18 protein-coding genes are annotated in these 15763 nt (G+C 68.1%); 11 read left to right on the top strand and 7 right to left on the bottom strand.

Annotated features, from left to right (window positions below; translation table 11 throughout):
• The first annotated feature begins 16 nt into the window (after window positions 1–16).
• The 5 genes from lptA (at window position 17) to H1S04_RS08935 (ending at window position 2726) form a co-directional block, all read left to right on the top strand.
• Complete coding sequence (gene lptA, locus H1S04_RS08955) at window positions 17–505, top strand: lipopolysaccharide transport periplasmic protein LptA (RefSeq protein ID WP_181745140.1); 489 nt, start codon at window positions 17–19, stop codon at window positions 503–505.
• Window positions 505–1248, top strand: a complete 744-nt coding sequence (gene lptB, locus H1S04_RS08950; protein ID WP_181745139.1) for an LPS export ABC transporter ATP-binding protein — start codon at window positions 505–507, stop codon at window positions 1246–1248. The genes lptA and lptB overlap by 1 nt, the downstream gene beginning before the upstream one ends.
• Before the next feature lie 125 nt (window positions 1249–1373).
• Window positions 1374–1952, top strand: coding sequence for a ribosome hibernation-promoting factor, HPF/YfiA family (gene hpf, locus H1S04_RS08945; protein ID WP_181745138.1), 579 nt, complete (start codon window positions 1374–1376; stop codon window positions 1950–1952).
• A 63-nt stretch (window positions 1953–2015) separates the two neighbouring features.
• A complete protein-coding gene (locus H1S04_RS08940; RefSeq protein WP_181745137.1) occupies window positions 2016–2480 on the top strand; it encodes a PTS sugar transporter subunit IIA in 465 nt (154 codons plus the stop codon).
• A 54-nt stretch (window positions 2481–2534) separates the two neighbouring features.
• Entirely contained in the window at window positions 2535–2726 is a 192-nt protein-coding gene (locus H1S04_RS08935; protein ID WP_181745136.1) for a hypothetical protein, read from the top strand.
• Window position 2727: 1 nt separating this feature from the next.
• On the opposite strand, the gene H1S04_RS08930 is transcribed toward H1S04_RS08935, so the two are convergent.
• On the bottom strand, window positions 2728–3729 hold the full coding sequence (locus H1S04_RS08930) for an A/G-specific adenine glycosylase (protein WP_181745135.1): 1002 nt from the start codon (window positions 3727–3729) through the stop codon (window positions 2728–2730).
• 84 nt (window positions 3730–3813) lie between these two features.
• On the opposite strand from H1S04_RS08930, the gene H1S04_RS08925 reads away from it, so the two are divergent.
• Genes H1S04_RS08925 through H1S04_RS08915 form a run of 3 tightly spaced genes read left to right on the top strand, consistent with a single transcriptional unit; the run spans window position 3814 to window position 6253 of the window.
• A complete protein-coding gene (locus tag H1S04_RS08925) occupies window positions 3814–4338 on the top strand; it encodes a DUF721 domain-containing protein (RefSeq protein ID WP_181745134.1) in 525 nt (174 codons plus the stop codon).
• On the top strand, window positions 4335–5132 hold the full coding sequence (locus H1S04_RS08920; RefSeq protein WP_181745133.1) for a DsbA family protein: 798 nt from the start codon (window positions 4335–4337) through the stop codon (window positions 5130–5132). Before H1S04_RS08925 ends, H1S04_RS08920 begins: the two co-directional genes overlap by 4 nt.
• On the top strand, window positions 5129–6253 hold the full coding sequence (locus tag H1S04_RS08915) for a CaiB/BaiF CoA-transferase family protein (RefSeq protein WP_181745132.1): 1125 nt from the start codon (window positions 5129–5131) through the stop codon (window positions 6251–6253). Before H1S04_RS08920 ends, H1S04_RS08915 begins: the two co-directional genes overlap by 4 nt.
• Before the next feature lie 265 nt (window positions 6254–6518).
• Here H1S04_RS08915 and lpxK read toward each other — a convergent pair whose 3' ends face one another.
• The 4 genes from lpxK to H1S04_RS08895 are packed head-to-tail and all read right to left on the bottom strand — an operon-like array spanning window position 6519 to window position 9764.
• Window positions 6519–7538, bottom strand: a complete 1020-nt coding sequence (lpxK, locus tag H1S04_RS08910) for a tetraacyldisaccharide 4'-kinase (RefSeq protein ID WP_181745131.1) — start codon at window positions 7536–7538, stop codon at window positions 6519–6521.
• Window positions 7535–8746, bottom strand: coding sequence for a 3-deoxy-D-manno-octulosonic acid transferase (locus tag H1S04_RS08905; RefSeq protein WP_181745130.1), 1212 nt, complete (start codon window positions 8744–8746; stop codon window positions 7535–7537). Before H1S04_RS08905 ends, lpxK begins: the two co-directional genes overlap by 4 nt.
• A gap of 32 nt (window positions 8747–8778) precedes the next feature.
• Window positions 8779–9012, bottom strand: a complete 234-nt coding sequence (locus H1S04_RS08900; RefSeq protein WP_181745129.1) for a DUF4170 domain-containing protein — start codon at window positions 9010–9012, stop codon at window positions 8779–8781.
• Window positions 9013–9047: 35 nt separating this feature from the next.
• Window positions 9048–9764 carry a sirohydrochlorin chelatase gene (locus H1S04_RS08895; RefSeq protein WP_181745128.1) on the bottom strand — a complete coding sequence of 239 codons (717 nt, stop codon included), beginning with the start codon at window positions 9762–9764 and terminating at the stop codon, window positions 9048–9050.
• 79 nt (window positions 9765–9843) lie between these two features.
• Between H1S04_RS08895 and H1S04_RS08890 the strand changes: the two genes are divergently transcribed.
• On the top strand, window positions 9844–10524 hold the full coding sequence (locus H1S04_RS08890; protein ID WP_181745127.1) for an NnrU family protein: 681 nt from the start codon (window positions 9844–9846) through the stop codon (window positions 10522–10524).
• On the opposite strand, the gene H1S04_RS08885 is transcribed toward H1S04_RS08890, so the two are convergent.
• Window positions 10488–11552: an FAD-binding oxidoreductase gene (locus H1S04_RS08885; protein WP_181745126.1), complete on the bottom strand. Its 1065-nt coding sequence runs from the start codon at window positions 11550–11552 to the stop codon at window positions 10488–10490. The genes H1S04_RS08890 and H1S04_RS08885 overlap by 37 nt on opposite strands.
• A gap of 45 nt (window positions 11553–11597) precedes the next feature.
• On the opposite strand from H1S04_RS08885, the gene mnmD reads away from it, so the two are divergent.
• A complete protein-coding gene (gene mnmD, locus H1S04_RS08880; RefSeq protein ID WP_181745125.1) occupies window positions 11598–12254 on the top strand; it encodes a tRNA (5-methylaminomethyl-2-thiouridine)(34)-methyltransferase MnmD in 657 nt (218 codons plus the stop codon).
• A 255-nt stretch (window positions 12255–12509) separates the two neighbouring features.
• On the opposite strand, the gene H1S04_RS08875 is transcribed toward mnmD, so the two are convergent.
• Window positions 12510–14657 carry a lytic transglycosylase domain-containing protein gene (locus tag H1S04_RS08875; RefSeq protein WP_255435489.1) on the bottom strand — a complete coding sequence of 716 codons (2148 nt, stop codon included), beginning with the start codon at window positions 14655–14657 and terminating at the stop codon, window positions 12510–12512.
• A gap of 112 nt (window positions 14658–14769) precedes the next feature.
• Here H1S04_RS08875 and dapA point away from each other — a divergent pair, with 112 nt between their 5' ends.
• A complete protein-coding gene (dapA, locus tag H1S04_RS08870) occupies window positions 14770–15645 on the top strand; it encodes a 4-hydroxy-tetrahydrodipicolinate synthase (RefSeq protein ID WP_181745124.1) in 876 nt (291 codons plus the stop codon).
• The last annotated feature ends 118 nt before the right edge of the window (window positions 15646–15763 follow it).

Below are 15763 nucleotides of genomic sequence, written 5' to 3'. Positions count from 1 at the left end.
CGAAAGGATGATGACGATGCGCCGCGCCGCTTGCCTTGCCCTGACGATCCCGATGCTGATGGCGCTGCCTGCCCTGGCCCAGACCGTGGCCTTTGGCGGCATGAAGGCCGATACCAGCGCCCCGGTCGAGCTGGCCGCCGAAAGTCTGACCGTCAATCAGACCACCGGCAAGGCCGAGTTCAACGGCAATGTCCTGATCGGGCAGGGGCAGATGAAGCTGTCCGCCGACAAGGTCGTGGTCGAATATGTGCAGGGCGATACCCAGAAGATCGACAATCTGGACGCCACCGGCAACGTCACTCTGGTCAATGGCCCCGATGCCGCCGAAGCGAGGCAGGCCATCTATGATGTCGCCTCGGGCAATATCACCCTGATCGGCGACGTGCTGCTGACCCAAGGCCAGAACGTGTTGTCGGGCGAGCGTATGGTGGTCAACCTGTCGGACGGCACCGCGCAGATGGATGGCCGGGTGCGTTCGGTCCTGCAGCCGGCGGGGAAGCAGTAATGGCCGAACATATCCCCGCCCACGGGCTGGCGGTGCGCAACCTGCGCAAATCCTATCGCCGCCGGCCGGTGATCCGCGACGTGTCGATGGATCTGGACCGGGGCGAGGTGGTGGCGCTGCTGGGGCCGAACGGCTCGGGCAAGACGACCTGCTTTTATTGCATCGCGGGGCTGGTCGCGCCCGATTCCGGGCATGTCTATATCGACGGACAGGACGTGACTGCGCTGCCGATGTATCAGCGCGCGCGGCTGGGCATCGGCTATCTGCCGCAGGAGATGTCGATCTTTCGCGGCCTGACCGTGGAACAGAACATCACCGCCGTGCTGGAGGTGGTCGAGCAGAACCCCCACCGCCGCCGCGACCGGCTGGAGGAACTGCTTGGCGACTTCTCCATCGGGCATATCCGCAACGCCTCGGCGATGGCGCTGTCGGGCGGTGAGCGGCGGCGTGTCGAGATTGCGCGCTGTCTGGCCTCGAACCCGTCCTTCCTGCTGCTCGATGAACCTTTCGCGGGCGTCGATCCGATCGCGGTGGGCGATATTCGCGGTCTGGTCCAGGATCTGAAATCGCGCGGCATCGGTGTGCTGATCACCGATCACAACGTCCGCGAGACTTTGGGCATCGTCGACCGCGCCTATATTCTGCATGACGGCCATGTGCTGATGTCGGGCACGACCGAACAGATCATCGCCGATCCGCGCGTCCGCGAGGTCTATCTGGGCGATACTTTCAGCCTGAGCTGATCTGAGCGATAAGCGCCCCTCATCGTTTCGCCTCGTTGACAGACTCGCAACCCCGCCGCAGACTGAAAGGGTCCGGTATGACCCTGTCACCTTCCAGAGGGGCCGGACGATGAAAGGGAAAAAGAATGCGTTATCAGATCAGTGGGAAACAGATCGACATCGGCGAAGCCCTGACCCAGCATGTCCAGACCGAACTGGGCGAAACCGTCGGGAAATATTCTCAGCGACCCACCGACGCCGTCGTCACCTTTTCGAAAAAGGCGCATATGCTGGTCTGTGACTCACTTGTCCATCTCTCCACCGGCCTGACCGTCCAGGCCAAGGGCGAGGCGCCCGAGATCTACGCAGCCTTTGAAGCCGCGCGCGAGCGTATGGACAAGCAGTTGCGCCGTTACAAGCGCCGGTTGAAGGATCACCACAAGGATCGCTCGGAGCCGGTTGTCTACGGCGCCGCCGGATTGTATGTGCTGCCCGCCGACGAGGAGGAATGGGAATCGCAGGACGACGCCGGTCTGCAACCCGTGATCGTCGCTGAAATGGAATCGCGCGTGCCGACCCTGTCGGTGGGCGATGCGGTGATGCAGATGGAACTGGCCGGCGCGCCCCTGCTGGTGTTCCGCAACGAAAAACATGGGGGCGTGAATGTCGTGCATCGTCGCGAGGACGGTAATATCGGCTGGATCGACCCCCGCAATATCAGCTAGTCGCTTGGCGACATGGCGCCTCGGGTCGATTGCCGGTCCGAGGCGGCAGAAAGACGGACAGACATGCAACTCAGCACCATTGTGAAGCCTGGCGCCGTGCGCACCTATCCTCAGGTGAGCTCGAAAAAGCGGCTGTTTCAGGACATCGCGGATCTGGCCCATCAGGTCTACGGGCTGGATGCCGCCCGCACGCTGGACGCGCTGCAGGAACGCGAAAGCCTGGGGCCGACCGGCGTGGGCAATGGCGTGGCGCTGCCGCATGCGCGGCTTCACGGGCTGGACGGGGTGGCGGGGATTTTCGTCAAGCTGGACAAGCCGCTGGATTTCGATGCCGTCGACCGTCAGCCGGTCGACCTGATCTTCGCGCTGTTCGCGCCCAAGGACAGCGGCGTCGACCACCTGAAGGCACTGGCACTTGTGTCGCGGACCTTGCGCGACACCGATCTGCGCGCCAAGCTGCGCGCCAATTCCGACCCGGCTGCGCTGCACGCCATTCTGACCACCGGCGCGGGAATGGCCGCCGCGTGATTTGGCGTTTTGTTGATTCGGGGCTATAGTGCGCCATCAGCAGGAGGATGTCAGATGACCAAGACCCTGACCGATCACGAACACAGCACCGGCTCTGGCCGGGTCCGGGCCTATCTGGCCCATGACCGCGAATCCGGTGTGCACCCGGCCATTCAGGCGCTGCACCGCCGCCCGCACAGCCGTGACGGCGATCCGGGTCGCAAAACCGCCGAATATGCGCGGATCGAACGCGGCTGGCAGGAATAGCCTAGCACGCCCGGTCCCATACCTTCCGCATCAGCCCCGGCAGATCGCTGGGGCTGAAACCAGCGCGCGGCATCCAGAAACCGCGCGTCGGATTGCCGCAGGCATGGGCCACCCGCACCTGAAGGTTCAGCGCAAAATGCGTGAAGACGTGCTGCACCGGCTGCAGTTGTTGCCAGTCGGCTTGCAGGGGGACGTCATGGTCGCTGCCATCCCACCCGGTTGAGGGGAAGGCGAGCGTGCCGCCCAGCAGGCCCTTTGGCGCGCGCCGCTCCAGCAGAATGGCGTGGTCGTTAATCGCCACCCAGGCGATGCCGGTGCGCTGCGGCTTCGGCGACTTCGCCGCCTTGCGCGGCAGATCCGCCGCGATCCCCCTGGCGCGGGCGGCGCACAGATCATCCAGCGGGCAGAGCGCGCAGGCGGGCTTGCGCGGGGTGCAGATCGTCGCCCCCAGATCCATCATGGCCTGCGCAAAATCGCCGGCACGCTCAGCGGGCGTCAGCCTGCCCGCCAATGCCACCAGTTCCGGTTTTGCGGCAGGCAGCGGCGTTTCCACCGCGAACAGGCGGGCGACCACGCGTTCAACGTTGCCGTCGACCACGGTTTCCGGCAGCCCATAAGCGATCGCCGCGATCGCGGCCGAGGTATAGGGTCCCACCCCCGGCAGCGCCTGCAGGCCGGCCCGTGTATCCGGGAAGCCGCCCGCTGCCGCCACCGTCCGCGCGCAGGCCAGCAGGTTGCGGGCGCGGGCGTAATATCCCAGCCCCGCCCATTCGGCCATCACCTGCGTATCGTCCGCCGCCGCCAAGGCCTCTACCGTCGGCCAAAGCGTGGTGAAGCGCTCGAAATAGGCCCTGACCGCCGCCACGGTGGTCTGTTGCAGCATGATCTCGGACAGCCAGACGCGGTAAGGGTCGGCACCCGACCCGCCCGGCGGCACCCGCCATGGCAGCACGCGGGCGTGGCGGTCATACCAGGCCAGCAGGGCGCCGGCGACTTCACGCATCGTTCACGGCTTTTTTGGACGGTCTCACTGGCATCCCCGCGGCGGCTTGCTAAACTGCGCCCGTCTTAACCCGCGGAGCCCCGCATGTTACAGCCCCCTCGCAGATCGCGTGGTTTCCGGCAGGCCTCCAGCCTGCTGGCCACCCAGATCCGCCATGCTGCCGAAGGGCGGGGCTTTGCCGTGGCCCGGCTGCTGACCCATTGGGCCGAAGTCGTGGGGGCGGATGTCGCCGCCCGCGCCCGCCCCGTCAAGATCGGCCATGGCCGGGGCGGCATGGGCGCCACGCTGACGCTGCTGACCACCGGGCCCTACGCGCCGCTGCTGGAGATGCAGCTGCCCGCCATCCGCGAGCGGGTGAATGCCTGCTATGGTTATAACGCCATTTCGCGCATCACGCTGACTCAGACCGCGCCCACCGGCTTTGCCGAGGGGCAGGCGAGCTTCGATCACGCCCCAAGGGCGCGGCCGATGCCCGATGCCGAAACCCGCCGCGCCGCGCAGGCGCTGGCGTCCGATATTGCTGATCCCGCGTTGCAGGCCGCCGTCGCGCGGCTGGCGGCGCTCAAACTGTCCCGACAGGGCAGACCCAACCGAAAGGTCCGTGAATGAGCTTCCAAATCCGCAACTTCCTGTCCGTGTCGCTGATCTCGGCCACGCTGGCACTGCCTGCCGTCGCCCAGACCACCCCCGCACCGGAAGCCGCGCCCGCGGCCCCCGCCGCGACCCCCGAGGCCGCAGCGCCCGCGGCCACCGACGCACAGGCAGCTGCCCCGGCGGCGGAACCCAAAATCGTCGAGGACCTGTTCCTGGGCGAGGAAAGCGCGCCGCTGACCATCTATGAATATGCCAGCTTCACCTGCCCCCATTGCGCGGCCTTCCACAAGGACAACTTCCCCAAGTTGAAGGCCGAATATATCGATACCGGCAAGGTCCGCTTCGCCACGCGCGAGGTCTATTTCGATCAGGTGGGTCTGTGGGCCGGCATTCTCGCCCGCTGCGACAGCACCAAATACTATCCGGTCAGCGACATGCTGATGGATGAACAGTCCGAATGGCTGAGCGCCCAGAACGGCGAAGAACTGGTGGCCAATCTGCGCAAGATCGGCGCCAAGGCGGGGATGACCGCCGAACAGATGGACGCCTGCTGGGCCGATCAGGCCAAGGTCGCCGATCTGGTGCACACCTTCCAGGTCAACGCCGAGGCCGACAAGATCAAGGCCACTCCGACCTTCATGATCGGCGGCGAGCAGGTCGAGAACCAGGCCTGGGAAGGTCTGAAAGCCAAGATCGACGAGAAGCTGGCCGAAGCGGAAAAAGCCGCCCCCGCCGCAGCAGCGCCTGCGGCCGAAGCCCCCGCGGCCGAGGCTGCCCCGGCCGGTGAAGCGCCTGCCCCGGCCAATTGATGACCCCGCTCGCCGGTCTGAAGGTCGTCGAGCTTGCGCGTATTCTGGCCGGCCCTTGGGCCGGCCAGATCCTTGCTGATCTGGGGGCCGATGTCGTCAAGGTCGAGGCCCCCGAAGGCGACGATACACGCCGCTGGGGGCCGCCTTTCATCGACCGCGAGGGCGATCGCAGCGCCGCCTATTTCCACGCCGCCAATCGCGGCAAGAAATCCGTCACCGCCGATTTCCGCACGCCGGAAGGCCAGCAACGCGTCCGCGATCTGATCGCCGACGCGGACATCGTCATCGAGAATTTCAAGGTCGGCGGGCTGGCGAAATACGGGCTGGACTACGCCAGCCTGTCGGCGCTGAACCCGCGCCTGATCTATTGCAGCGTCACCGGCTTCGGCCAGACCGGCCCCTATGCCCACCGCGCCGGTTACGATTACATCATTCAGGGCATGTCCGGACTGATGAGCGTCACCGGCGAGCCCTCGGGCCAGCCGCAGAAGGTCGGCGTGGCCGTCACCGACATTTTCACCGGCATCTATGCGGCGACGGCGATCCTCGCCGCGGTTGAGATGCGCCACCGCACCGGGCGGGGGCAACATATCGATATGGCGCTGATGGATGTGGCGGTGGCGATCATGGCCAATCAGGCGATGAACTATCTGGCCACCGGCACCGCGCCCGCCCGGATGGGCAACGCGCATCCGAATCTGGTCCCTTACGCCGTCTTTGATTGCGCCGATGGCTGGATCATCATCGCCACCGGCAATGATGGCCAATATCGCCGCCTCTGCGAGGTGCTGGGCCTGCCCGCGCTGGCGACCGCGCCTGATTACGCCACCAATGCCGACCGGATCCAGAACCGCGCGGCGCTGACGACTGCGCTGCAGGCGGTCACGCGGGCATGGCCGCGCGACGATCTGCTGGCGGCGCTGGAAGCGCAGGGCATCCCCGCCGGGCCGATCAACGACATGGCAGATGTTTTCGCGGATCCCCAAGTGATCGCACGTGGGCTGAAGATCATGCCCGGCGGTGTGCCCGGCGTGCGTCTGCCCGTGACCTTCTCGGAGGCGGAACTGGCGACGGGCCGCCCCTCGCCGCTCCTGGGTCAGGACGATCCGGTCAGCGGCTGAGCCGCCGCCGTTCCCGGCCGACATGGCGAACAGGCCGCGCGGGCCTGCCGGGCAGGGTGGTCGCAGGTTCGGCCCGCGGCCGTCGCGTGCGGGCCGGGAAAAGCGGTGGACCTGCACGGTTCTCTCTGCCGCGGGGCGGTCCCGTCGATCTTTCAACGTCCGGGTTTGCGCGGCTTCGCCTGCCGGCCGAAGCAACCCGCCCTTGGGATGCCGACCGGAGGACCGCATTGGACCATGAGGCATGGCGGGATCGGGGCGGCCGGTCTCAGGGCGTGGTGGCGGGCCTGCGTGCGAGGCCGAGGACAGGCTGCAGCAACCCATCCAGCCGCGCCCAATCGTCCAGCTCCAGCCGGACCGGCAGCGCCAGCACGTTGCGGCGAAATTCCGGGGGCAGGCGGACGGCGTCCTTTTCGGTGGTGACCAGCTGGGCGCCTGTCAGCTTCGCTTCGGTCGTAAGTCGTTGCAGCAGGGCGGGCGTGAAGGGCTGATGATCGTCAAGCGCCTCGCCCCGGACCAGATCGGCGCCCAGATCGCGCAGGGTGGCGAAAAACTTCTCGGGGTGGCCGATGCCGGCAAAGGCCAGCACCCGGTGGCCCTGCCAGTCAATGCCGGTCTGCAGAGGCGCCAGATAGCCCTTCAGATGCGGCAGATTCAGCGCATGGCCCCAGGCATCGGAAAAGCGGGCCTGCATGGGCGCGGTTCCGATCGAGATCACCGCATCGGCGCGGTTCAGCCCCTGCGCCACCGGTTCGCGCAAGGGACCGGCGGGCAGACACAGCCCGTTGCCGAAGCCCTTGGCGGCGTCGACGACGATCAGCGACAGGTCATGCGCCAGAGCGGGGTCCTGAAAGCCGTCATCCAGCAGGATCACCTGGGCGCCGTCAGCGACGGCGGCCTGGGCCCCGGCCAGCCGACTGTCGGACACCCAGACCGGGGCGAAGGCGGACATCAGCAGCGGCTCGTCACCCACCTGTTCGGCGCGGTGATGGCGATCATCGACGCGGGTGGGTGCGGTGGTGGTGCCGCCGTAACCCCGGCTGACGATCTGCACCGCCACGCCCTGCGCGATCAGCCGCTGCGCCAGCGCGATCACTGTGGGCGTCTTGCCGGTGCCCCCGGCATTGAGGTTGCCGACACAGATCACCGGCACCCCGACGCGGGCGCGTTCGCCCTTGGCTAGCCGCCGGGCGGTGGCGGCGGCGTAAAGCGATCCCAGCGGCCGCAACAGGTTTGCGGTCAGCGAGGGCGAAGTCTGGAACCAGAAGGCGGGGGCGCGGCGGCTCATGCGGAATCTCCCAGGATCGTGTCGCGGACGGCATGGGCGATGCGGTTGGCCACGCCCTCGCCCCCGGTCGAAACCGACCAGGCATTCGCCGCGATCTGGGCGGCCTGATCGGCGGCCAGCAAGGCCACTACGGCTTGGGACAGCCCGGCGGCGTCCTCGACCCGGCGGGCGGCGGCGGCGCCGTCAAGCTGCGCCCATTCCGCCGTATAAGGCCCGTCGAGCGGTCCGTGAATGGCGGCGGAGCCGAGCGAGGCGGCCTCGAACGGGTCGCGGGCGGTGTCCGTCGGGCCGTAAAGGGTTGAGCCCATGAAGGTCGAGGGCGCAAGCCGATACCACAGCCCCAGCTCGAACAGATCATCGGCGAGGTAGACGCTGACCTCCTCGGTCGGGTCCTCATCCAGATTGCGTTGGGCGACGACGAGGCCGGCATCGCTCATGCGGGCGGCCATCGCCTCGGCCCGGCGCGGGTCATCGGGCAGCACGATCAGCATGGCGCGATGGCTGTAGCGCAGAACGGTCAGCTGGGCCTCGATCAGGGCGTCTTCCTCGGCCTCGGTGACGTTCACGGCCAGCCAGACCTGGCGGCCCTTGAAGGCCTCGGCCAAGGCCGCACGCTCGGCCTCCAGATGCTTCAGGGGTTCGCGGGTCAGGGTGATCGGGCCGGTGACCTCGATCCGTTCGGGGGGCGCGCCCATTTCCAGTGCGGCGTCGCGGCTGGCCGGATCGGGCAGCAGCAGCAGGGTCAGCTGCGACAGCCACGAGCGCCGCCCAAGCCCCGGCACCACCCAGCCGCGCCGGGGGGGCGACAGCCTGGTCTCGGCCAGGATCACCGGGATGTCGCGGGCGCTCGCGGCGTCGATCAGCGGGCCGGGCAGGTCGGGACCGACCAACAGCACCGCGTCGGGCTGCATGGCGGCCAGCTGCGCGGCGGCCTGCGCATCCGACAGCACCGCATCGGGGACCGAGGACACCCCCCGCTTGGACAGATCGGGCATCCCGCCGACGGCGCGGCTGACGGCGATCTGCAACCCGCGCCTGCGCATCTGCATCAGCAGCTGAATCAGCGCGGGCGGCACATTGCCGTCCTCGGGGCCGACCTGGTCATAGCCTGCGCCGATGCGAAGCCACACCAGCGGGCCTTCGCCGGTCGGCAGCGCCAGATCGGGCAGGGGCAGGGGCTGGTCGGGCTGGTCCAGCCAGCGCCGCATCAGCCCCCGCAGCCCCCGCCCGGAAATCACGATCAGGCGCCCTGCCGGGGGTCGCCGTCGCCATCCATCAGCCGGTGCAGATGGGCGATGAAATAGCGGGTCTGCGCGCTGTCAACGGTGCGCTGTGCCGCGCCCTTCCACGCCGCCTGGGCCGAGGCGAAGTCGGGGAAGATCCCCACGACATCAATGGCCGAGGGGTCCCGGAACTCGGTTCCGTCAAGGTCCACCAATTCGCCCCCGAACACGAGGTGCAGTCGCTGCGTCATCGGAAAAATCTCCTGCTTTCGTCGATGCGCGTTACCTAAGCGTCTGCGCCGCCTGACGCAATCGCTGCGTCGGCCCGGCGCAGCGCGGCGGCGATCAGCCCCGGCGCCTCGGGCGCGAGGCCGATGGGCGGCAGGCAGGGCCCGGCAAAGCCCGCCAGCGCAAGGCCCGTGGGGATGTCGTCGGTGACATGTTCGGCCTCGGTGGCGAAAAAGGGCAGCGCCAGCGCGTGTGGCCCCAGATCGCGGGCTGCGTCGACCAGAAATGGCGCTTCTTCGATAAAGCCGGTCACCACCCGCCCGAGGCGCATCCGCAGCAATTCGGCCATCTCCTCGGCACCCTCGGCCGAGCCACGCGCACGCTGGGAACCATGCGCGATCAGCAGCAGCGTCACCTGATGCGGATCCCAGCCGCAGGCAATGGCGGCCTGACTGATCTTGAGCATGCACAGCTCGGCCAGGGTGGGGTCCAGTCCGAAGGGCGGCAGGATATCCATGTCCCGCGCGCCCGCCGCCGCCAGCCGGCGTGGCAATTCTGTGCCGGTAAACCAGCCCGCCGCCATGAACATCGGATAGACCATCGCGTCGGGCGCGGCAGCCACCGCCCGCTCAAGCGCTTCGGGCATCGCCAGCGTCGCCCCCAGAATCTGCCGTCCCGACAGGGCCGCGACGGCCGCCGCGAGGCCCTCGACCGCCGCTTGCTGGGGCGCGGGCGCCGAGGGCTGGCCATGTGCGACAATCAGGACAGGGCGCATAACTGGTATCCGGGTCGGGTTGGGGTTATCTCGGCCCCAGCCAATCACGCGCGGGGCGCGATCTCAAGCCGAGGTGTCGATGTCGGGCTGGACGGAATTCATTTTGGCCTTCGCTGCCTTTCTCGCGGCACATGTGATCCCGATGCGGCCGGCGCTGAAATCGCCGCTGATCGCCGTGCTGGGCAAGCCGGGCTATATCGCCGCCTTCAGCCTGCTGTCGCTGGGCCTGCTGTATTGGCTGCTGATGGCGGCGGGACGCGCGCCCTTCATCGAGATCTGGCCGCAGACGGAATGGCAACGCTGGCTGGTCAATCTGGCGATGGCGCTGGCGATTCTGCTGGTGGTTTTCGCGGTGGGCGTCGCCAATCCTTTCTCCTTCGGGGGCAAGATGGCGGGTTATGACCCGGAACGGCCCGGCATCATCGGACTGACCCGTCACCCGCTGATGTGGGCTTTTGCCATCTGGGCGGGCGCGCATCTGCTGGCCAATGGCGATCTGGCGCATGTGGCGTTGTTCGGGCCGCTGCTGGTCTTCGCGCTGTCGGGGATCTGGGGGGCCGAGGCCCGCGCCCGCCGGGCCCTGCCGGATTTCGAACGGCTGGCGGTGCATACCTCGCTATGGCCGGGGATGGCGCTGATTTCCGGTCGCTGGCGGCCACAGGGCATGCCAAGCTTTGCGCGGCTTCTGATCGCGGGGCTGGTCTGGGCGGCGCTTCTGCACCTTCACGCGCCGCTGATCGGTCTGTCGCCGCTGCCCTGAAGGCGGAAACCCTCGGGGATGTGGTCCTGCCCGTCCAGAACCAGATCGGCGGTGATTCGGGCCAGCACGGGCGCCATGCCGAAGCCGATCTTGAAGCCGCCATTCAGGACGAAATGCCCCGGCCGTCCCGGCCACGCGCCCAGCAATGGCGCCCGCGATCGGGCGCGCGGCCGGATGCCCGCCCAGCGGTCCACGACCGGCGCGTCCTTCAGCGCCGGGCATAGGGCGCGCGCGCGGGCGATTACTGCGTTCAACTGCGCGTCCACGCCGTCATGGTCAAAGCTGTTTTCCGAGGTCGAGCCGATCCCGACCGTCCCGTCGGCATGGGGCACGATATGCAGCCCTTCGGCATAGACCTGCGGCGCATCCGCGGCGTCGAAGCGCAAGGCGGCGCTCTGGCCCTTCACGCCCTGGCCGACCTTGCGGCCCAGATCCGCGCCCAGCATCGCCAACCCCGGCGCGCCGGTGGCCCAGATGGCTGGGCCGATGATGTCGTCCGGCCCGGCGGTGCGGCCCAGCACGACCTCCCCCCCCTTGGCGGCAATCGCCGCCGCCAGCGCCGCGCCCGCCATGCGCGGTGACAGGCGCGCAGTCAGATCGTCCATCAGCCACCAGCCATCGGGACTTTCCGGCACCAAAGGACCAGCGGGGCGATCCTGGGTCAGCCACATCTGCGCGGCATCCCGCCAATAACGGGCGGCGCCCTCGATCCGGGCGCCGAGCCTGGGCAGATCGGTCAGGGCCACCGCCTGCACCCGCCCGGTCCGGGCATAGCCGGGGTCGATGCCGCTGGCCTCGGCCACCTCGGCCCAGAACCGTTCCGCATCCAGAAGGCTCTGAAACTGGGTATGTTTCTTGATATTCCAGCTGTCGGGCGCGTGTGGCGCCAGCGCCCCCACGGTGCCGCCCGATGATCCCGCGCCGATGCGGTCCGCCTCGATCACGCGGACATGATGGCCGCGCCGGGCGATTTCCCAACCGGCGGAAAGCCCCGCTATTCCGGCCCCGATCACGGTGATGCTTGCCATTCCCGCGCCCTTTCGCCAGTTCTGCCGCGTAAGGAGTTAACCTTGATGAGCGTTCAGGACCAGAGACCCGATTTGAATTGGCGCGAGGGTGGCATCCCCGTCTCGCAGCGATTCGATGACCCGTATTTCAGCCTCAATGGCGGACTTGCCGAAACCCGGCACGTCTTTCTGGCCGGAAATGACCTGCCCGCACGGCTGCATCCGGGTTTTCACGTGGCCGAGCTGGGCTTTGGCACCGGGCTGAACCTGCTGGCGCTGGCCGAGATCACCGACCAGCCCATCCGCTTCACCAGTTTCGAGGCCTATCCGATGGACCTGCCCCAGTTGGAGCAGGCCCATGCCGCCTTCCCCGAGCTTGCCGCGCTGGCGGCCGCATTGCGTGCAGGCTATTCCGCCCGGCGCTTCCGTTTGGGCCAGGTAGAGGTCGAGCTTATGATCGGCGATGCCCGCGACCTGTTGCCGCAATGGAACGGGGCGGCGGATGCGTGGTTTCTGGACGGGTTTTCCCCCGCAAAGAACCCGGAGCTGTGGGGCGAGGCATTGATGGGCGAGGTCTGCGCGCATACCACCCCCGGCGGCACTTTCGCGACCTATTCGGCGGCGGGTCACGTGCGCCGGGCGCTTGGCGCGGCCGGCTTCGCCGTCACCCGCGCACCCGGCTATGCCGGCAAGCGCCATATGAGCCGGGGGGTCCGGCTTTAACCCGCGACCCATCGGGCGCAGTGCCGGGGCGCCGATATTGTTGGGCGGGTGCGCCTTCTCGGCCAGTGGCGACCTTCGCTTGCGCGCCCGCCACCGGCAGTGCAGAGGCCCGGCGGATCGTCGGTTCGGACCATTTGCCATGTCTCCGCTCGTGGGGTTTACAGCCCGACCGGCGGGCCGCGGGCCGCGCGCCCCGGCCTTCGCATCATCGCCGCGGCAGGTCCCCATCAGGGCGCGCCTTGGGCGTTGCCATCTTCAACCGCCGGCCGAAATCACACCGGCATTGGCGCCGGGACGCGGTGTGGGCCGTGCGGGCGTGGGTGCGGGCACGATTTCGGGTTCGCGGAAGGCGGCAGCCCTTGGCGACAGCGGATCGCCCTCGCGCGGGGGGCGGCGGGATTGCGTCAGCACCTCGGCCAGGGTCTGCCGCGCCTTGGGCGGCGGTGGGACGATGCCGCCGCCGGTCAGGTCTTTCGAGGGCGTCACCGCGACCGGCTGACCGGCGATGCGGGCGCGATAGATCGGCAGCGCCTCGGTCACGCGCATGACATAGTTGCGGGTCTCGTCGAAGGGGATCATCTCGACCCAGTCCACTGGGTCGGTTTCCGTGCGGATGTCGCCGAAAGCCTCGGTCCATTGGCGCGACCGGCCGGGACCGGCATTGTATCCCGCCGCTACCAGCGCCGAGGACGGTCCGAAGCGATTGCGCAGGCCCTGCAGATAGGCCGCCCCCAGACGCGCGTTGTAAAGCGCGTCATCCGTCATCCGCGCCCGGCTGTAATCCATCCCCACCTGCTGGGCCATCTGCTGAGCGGTCGCGGGCATCACCTGCATCAGCCCCAGCGCCCCCACATGCGAAGTGGCCTGATGGTTGAATTCCGATTCCTGCCGGGCGATCGACATCACCAACTCCGCCGGGACTTCCAGCGCCTCGCCCTCCAGCCCGGTCAGCGGGAAATAGGCTGCGGGATAGACCGCGCCCCGCGCCGCCGCCCGCTTGGCCAGCCGCAGCGCGTGCCAGGGATAGCGCATCTCCAGCGTCAGCCGCGCCATCCGGGCGATGTCCTCGGGCGTGGCGGTTTCCGACAGATGCAGGAAGAAGCGCTGCCCCAGATCGGGCTGCCCGGCGGCGAAGGCGAAGACACCGGCCTGAAAGACCGCGTTCTCGCGCAGGGGATCGCGGCGCCATTGCGGCAGCGCGGATTCCGAGCGGCCGGGAATGGACAGCGCCGGATCGGGCGCGGCGCCGATGCGTTCCGCCGCCAGTTGGCCGTAATAGGTCGATTGCAGCTTCGCCCCGGCGGCGAAAGCGGCCTTCGCCGCTTCGGGCTGGGCCGCAGCTTCCAGGGCGCGGCCCTGCCAGTAATGCGCGCGGGCCTGACTGACGATTCCTTTGGTATTGTCGGCGAGGTGCTTGAAATGCGTCAGCGCCCGGTCGGGCGCGCCGCCGCGCAGCGCGGCGTAACCGGCCAGAAACTCCAGATCGGCGAAGGCCTCTGAGCCGGGTTCGAGGAAATGGGCGGCGGCGAGGGTCTCGGCCGTTTTCCAGTCGCCGTCCCGCAGCGCGGCGCGGGCGTAATCGGCGCGCAGATCGGCCCAGGCCTCGGGCATCCGCAGCGCCTCGGCCGAGGTCGACCGTTCCAGCATCAATTCGCGGGCCAGATCGGGCATCTTGGCCTGCACCCGCCAGCGGAAGCGGTCCATGGCGAGGCCGGCGTCCCCGCGCTGCGCCTCGGGCAGGGCGAGGATCAATGCATCGGCGCCGCTGCGGCGGGACTGGGTGGCGATGCGGGCCTCGGCCAGTGGGCGGGCGGCGGCGCTCATACGGGTCAGGCCCTGCTGGGCGGCCTGCCATTCCGATCGATCCAGCAGAGCGAAGACGCGGGCATCGGACATGGCATCGACCAGATCGCCCGCGGTGGTGAGAAAGGCGATCTCCTCGGGTCCGGTCATCGGCAGGCTGGTCCAGATCGCCTGTGCTTTCTGCTCGGCCGCCTCCGGCTTGGCCGTCTTCAGCGCCGCGATCAGCAGTCTGGCGCCGGCGCCGGTCTGGGGATCGTGGCCGGCGAACCATTCGATCACATCGGCGGCCGGGGTGGCGGCGGTCAGCGTGCCTTCGCCGCGCTTGTACAGAAGCTCCATCCCCGGCCAGTCGGGATGGGCGCGGGCGAAGGCCAGATAGGCGGCGAAATCGCCCCGGCCGGCGCGCAGCGCCTGCCAATCGACAAGCGCCTGCGCCAGCGGCCCGGATTTCGCCGCCGCGGCTTCGGCTGCGGGCCAGTTCTTCGACGCGGCCGCGGTCAGCGCCGTCGCCATGTCGGGCAGCGATTCCGCCCGAACCGGCCATGCCACGACCGAGGCCAGAAGCCCCGCCAGAAGGATTTCACGCAGGTTGTACATCATCGACCCAATTTGCGGCGGCGGTCTGCCGGCTGCAATTCACATCCTTGGCAAATCCGCCGCCCGCGTCTAGTGTCCGCCGAGTTTCACAACCCCATCACGACAGGAGCGTGTCATGTTCAAAGGGTCGATGCCCGCGCTGATCACGCCGTTCACCCCGGACGGCGAGCTGGATCTGGACACGCTGAAGAAATTCGTCGAATGGCAGATCGATCAGGGCAGCCACGGGCTGGTGCCCTGCGGCACCACAGGCGAATCCCCGACGCTGAGCCATGAGGAAGACCGCACCGTCGTGCGCGAGGTCGTGCGCATCGCCGATGGGCGCGTGCCGGTGATCGCGGGTGCGGGGTCGAACTCGACCCGCGAGGCGATCGGTCTGGCCCAGCACGCCGAAAGCGCGGGCGCGAACGGCCTGCTGATCGTGACGCCCTATTACAACAAGCCGACCCAGGCCGGGATGATCGCGCATTTCACCGCCATCCATGATGCGACCAATGTGCCGATCGTCATCTATAACATTCCCGGCCGCTCGGTCGTGGACATGATGCCGGACACCATGGGCGAGCTGGCGAAGCTGCCGCGCATCGTCGGCGTCAAGGACGCCACCGGCAAGCTGGAACGCGTCAGCCAGCAGCGCATCACCTGCGGGGCTGATTTCGTCCAGCTGTCGGGCAATGACGACACCGCACTGGGATTCAACGCCCATGGCGGCACCGGCTGCATCAGCGTGACGGCCAATGTGGCGCCGAAGCTTTGTGCCGAATTTCAGCAGGCCACGCTGAATGGCGAATGGGGCAAGGCGCTGGAATTGCAGGACAAGCTGATGCCGCTGCACATCGCGATCTTCATCGAGCCGGGTCTGGTCGCGGCAAAGTACGCGCTGTCGAAGCTGGGCATCGCGAATGAGCGTGTGCGCCTGCCGCTGGTCGGGCTGACCCAATCGACCAAGAACGCCGTGGACGAGGCGATGCAGCACGCAGGCCTGATCTGAGCCGCAGCCGATCCCGAGATGATGAAGGCGCCCAGAGGGGCGCCTTTTTTTCATCGCGGCTCGGCGCAGGTCGGTCCCGTTCGGGCGCGACCACTGCAGGGGATTGGCGAGAATGGCG

Origin of the sequence: Paracoccus sp. S1E-3, from assembly GCF_013868135.1 — a bacterium.
Taxonomy (GTDB): Bacteria; Pseudomonadota; Alphaproteobacteria; order Rhodobacterales; family Rhodobacteraceae; genus Paracoccus.
The sequence above is the reverse complement of the archived record's forward strand: the minus strand, read 5'-3'. Positions and strand labels throughout refer to the sequence as shown.

Coding starts and splice junctions, on each gene's coding strand:
- H1S04_RS08885 (WP_181745126.1), bottom strand. CDS start 11,552: ATGGCAAGCATCACCGTGATCGGGGCCGGAATAGCGGGGCTTTCCGCC.
- H1S04_RS08940 (WP_181745137.1), top strand. CDS start 2,016: ATGCAACTCAGCACCATTGTGAAGCCTGGCGCCGTGCGCACCTATCCT.
- lptA (WP_181745140.1), top strand. CDS start 17: ATGCGCCGCGCCGCTTGCCTTGCCCTGACGATCCCGATGCTGATGGCG.
- H1S04_RS08875 (WP_255435489.1), bottom strand. CDS start 14,657: ATGATGTACAACCTGCGTGAAATCCTTCTGGCGGGGCTTCTGGCCTCG.
- H1S04_RS08905 (WP_181745130.1), bottom strand. CDS start 8,746: ATGCGGCGCTGGCTGGACCAGCCCGACCAGCCCCTGCCCCTGCCCGAT.
- H1S04_RS08920 (WP_181745133.1), top strand. CDS start 4,335: ATGAGCTTCCAAATCCGCAACTTCCTGTCCGTGTCGCTGATCTCGGCC.
- H1S04_RS08925 (WP_181745134.1), top strand. CDS start 3,814: ATGTTACAGCCCCCTCGCAGATCGCGTGGTTTCCGGCAGGCCTCCAGC.
- H1S04_RS08895 (WP_181745128.1), bottom strand. CDS start 9,764: ATGCGCCCTGTCCTGATTGTCGCACATGGCCAGCCCTCGGCGCCCGCG.
- H1S04_RS08900 (WP_181745129.1), bottom strand. CDS start 9,012: ATGACGCAGCGACTGCACCTCGTGTTCGGGGGCGAATTGGTGGACCTT.
- H1S04_RS08890 (WP_181745127.1), top strand. CDS start 9,844: ATGTCGGGCTGGACGGAATTCATTTTGGCCTTCGCTGCCTTTCTCGCG.
- mnmD (WP_181745125.1), top strand. CDS start 11,598: ATGAGCGTTCAGGACCAGAGACCCGATTTGAATTGGCGCGAGGGTGGC.
- H1S04_RS08930 (WP_181745135.1), bottom strand. CDS start 3,729: ATGCGTGAAGTCGCCGGCGCCCTGCTGGCCTGGTATGACCGCCACGCC.
- lpxK (WP_181745131.1), bottom strand. CDS start 7,538: ATGAGCCGCCGCGCCCCCGCCTTCTGGTTCCAGACTTCGCCCTCGCTG.
- lptB (WP_181745139.1), top strand. CDS start 505: ATGGCCGAACATATCCCCGCCCACGGGCTGGCGGTGCGCAACCTGCGC.
- H1S04_RS08935 (WP_181745136.1), top strand. CDS start 2,535: ATGACCAAGACCCTGACCGATCACGAACACAGCACCGGCTCTGGCCGG.
- hpf (WP_181745138.1), top strand. CDS start 1,374: ATGCGTTATCAGATCAGTGGGAAACAGATCGACATCGGCGAAGCCCTG.
- dapA (WP_181745124.1), top strand. CDS start 14,770: ATGTTCAAAGGGTCGATGCCCGCGCTGATCACGCCGTTCACCCCGGAC.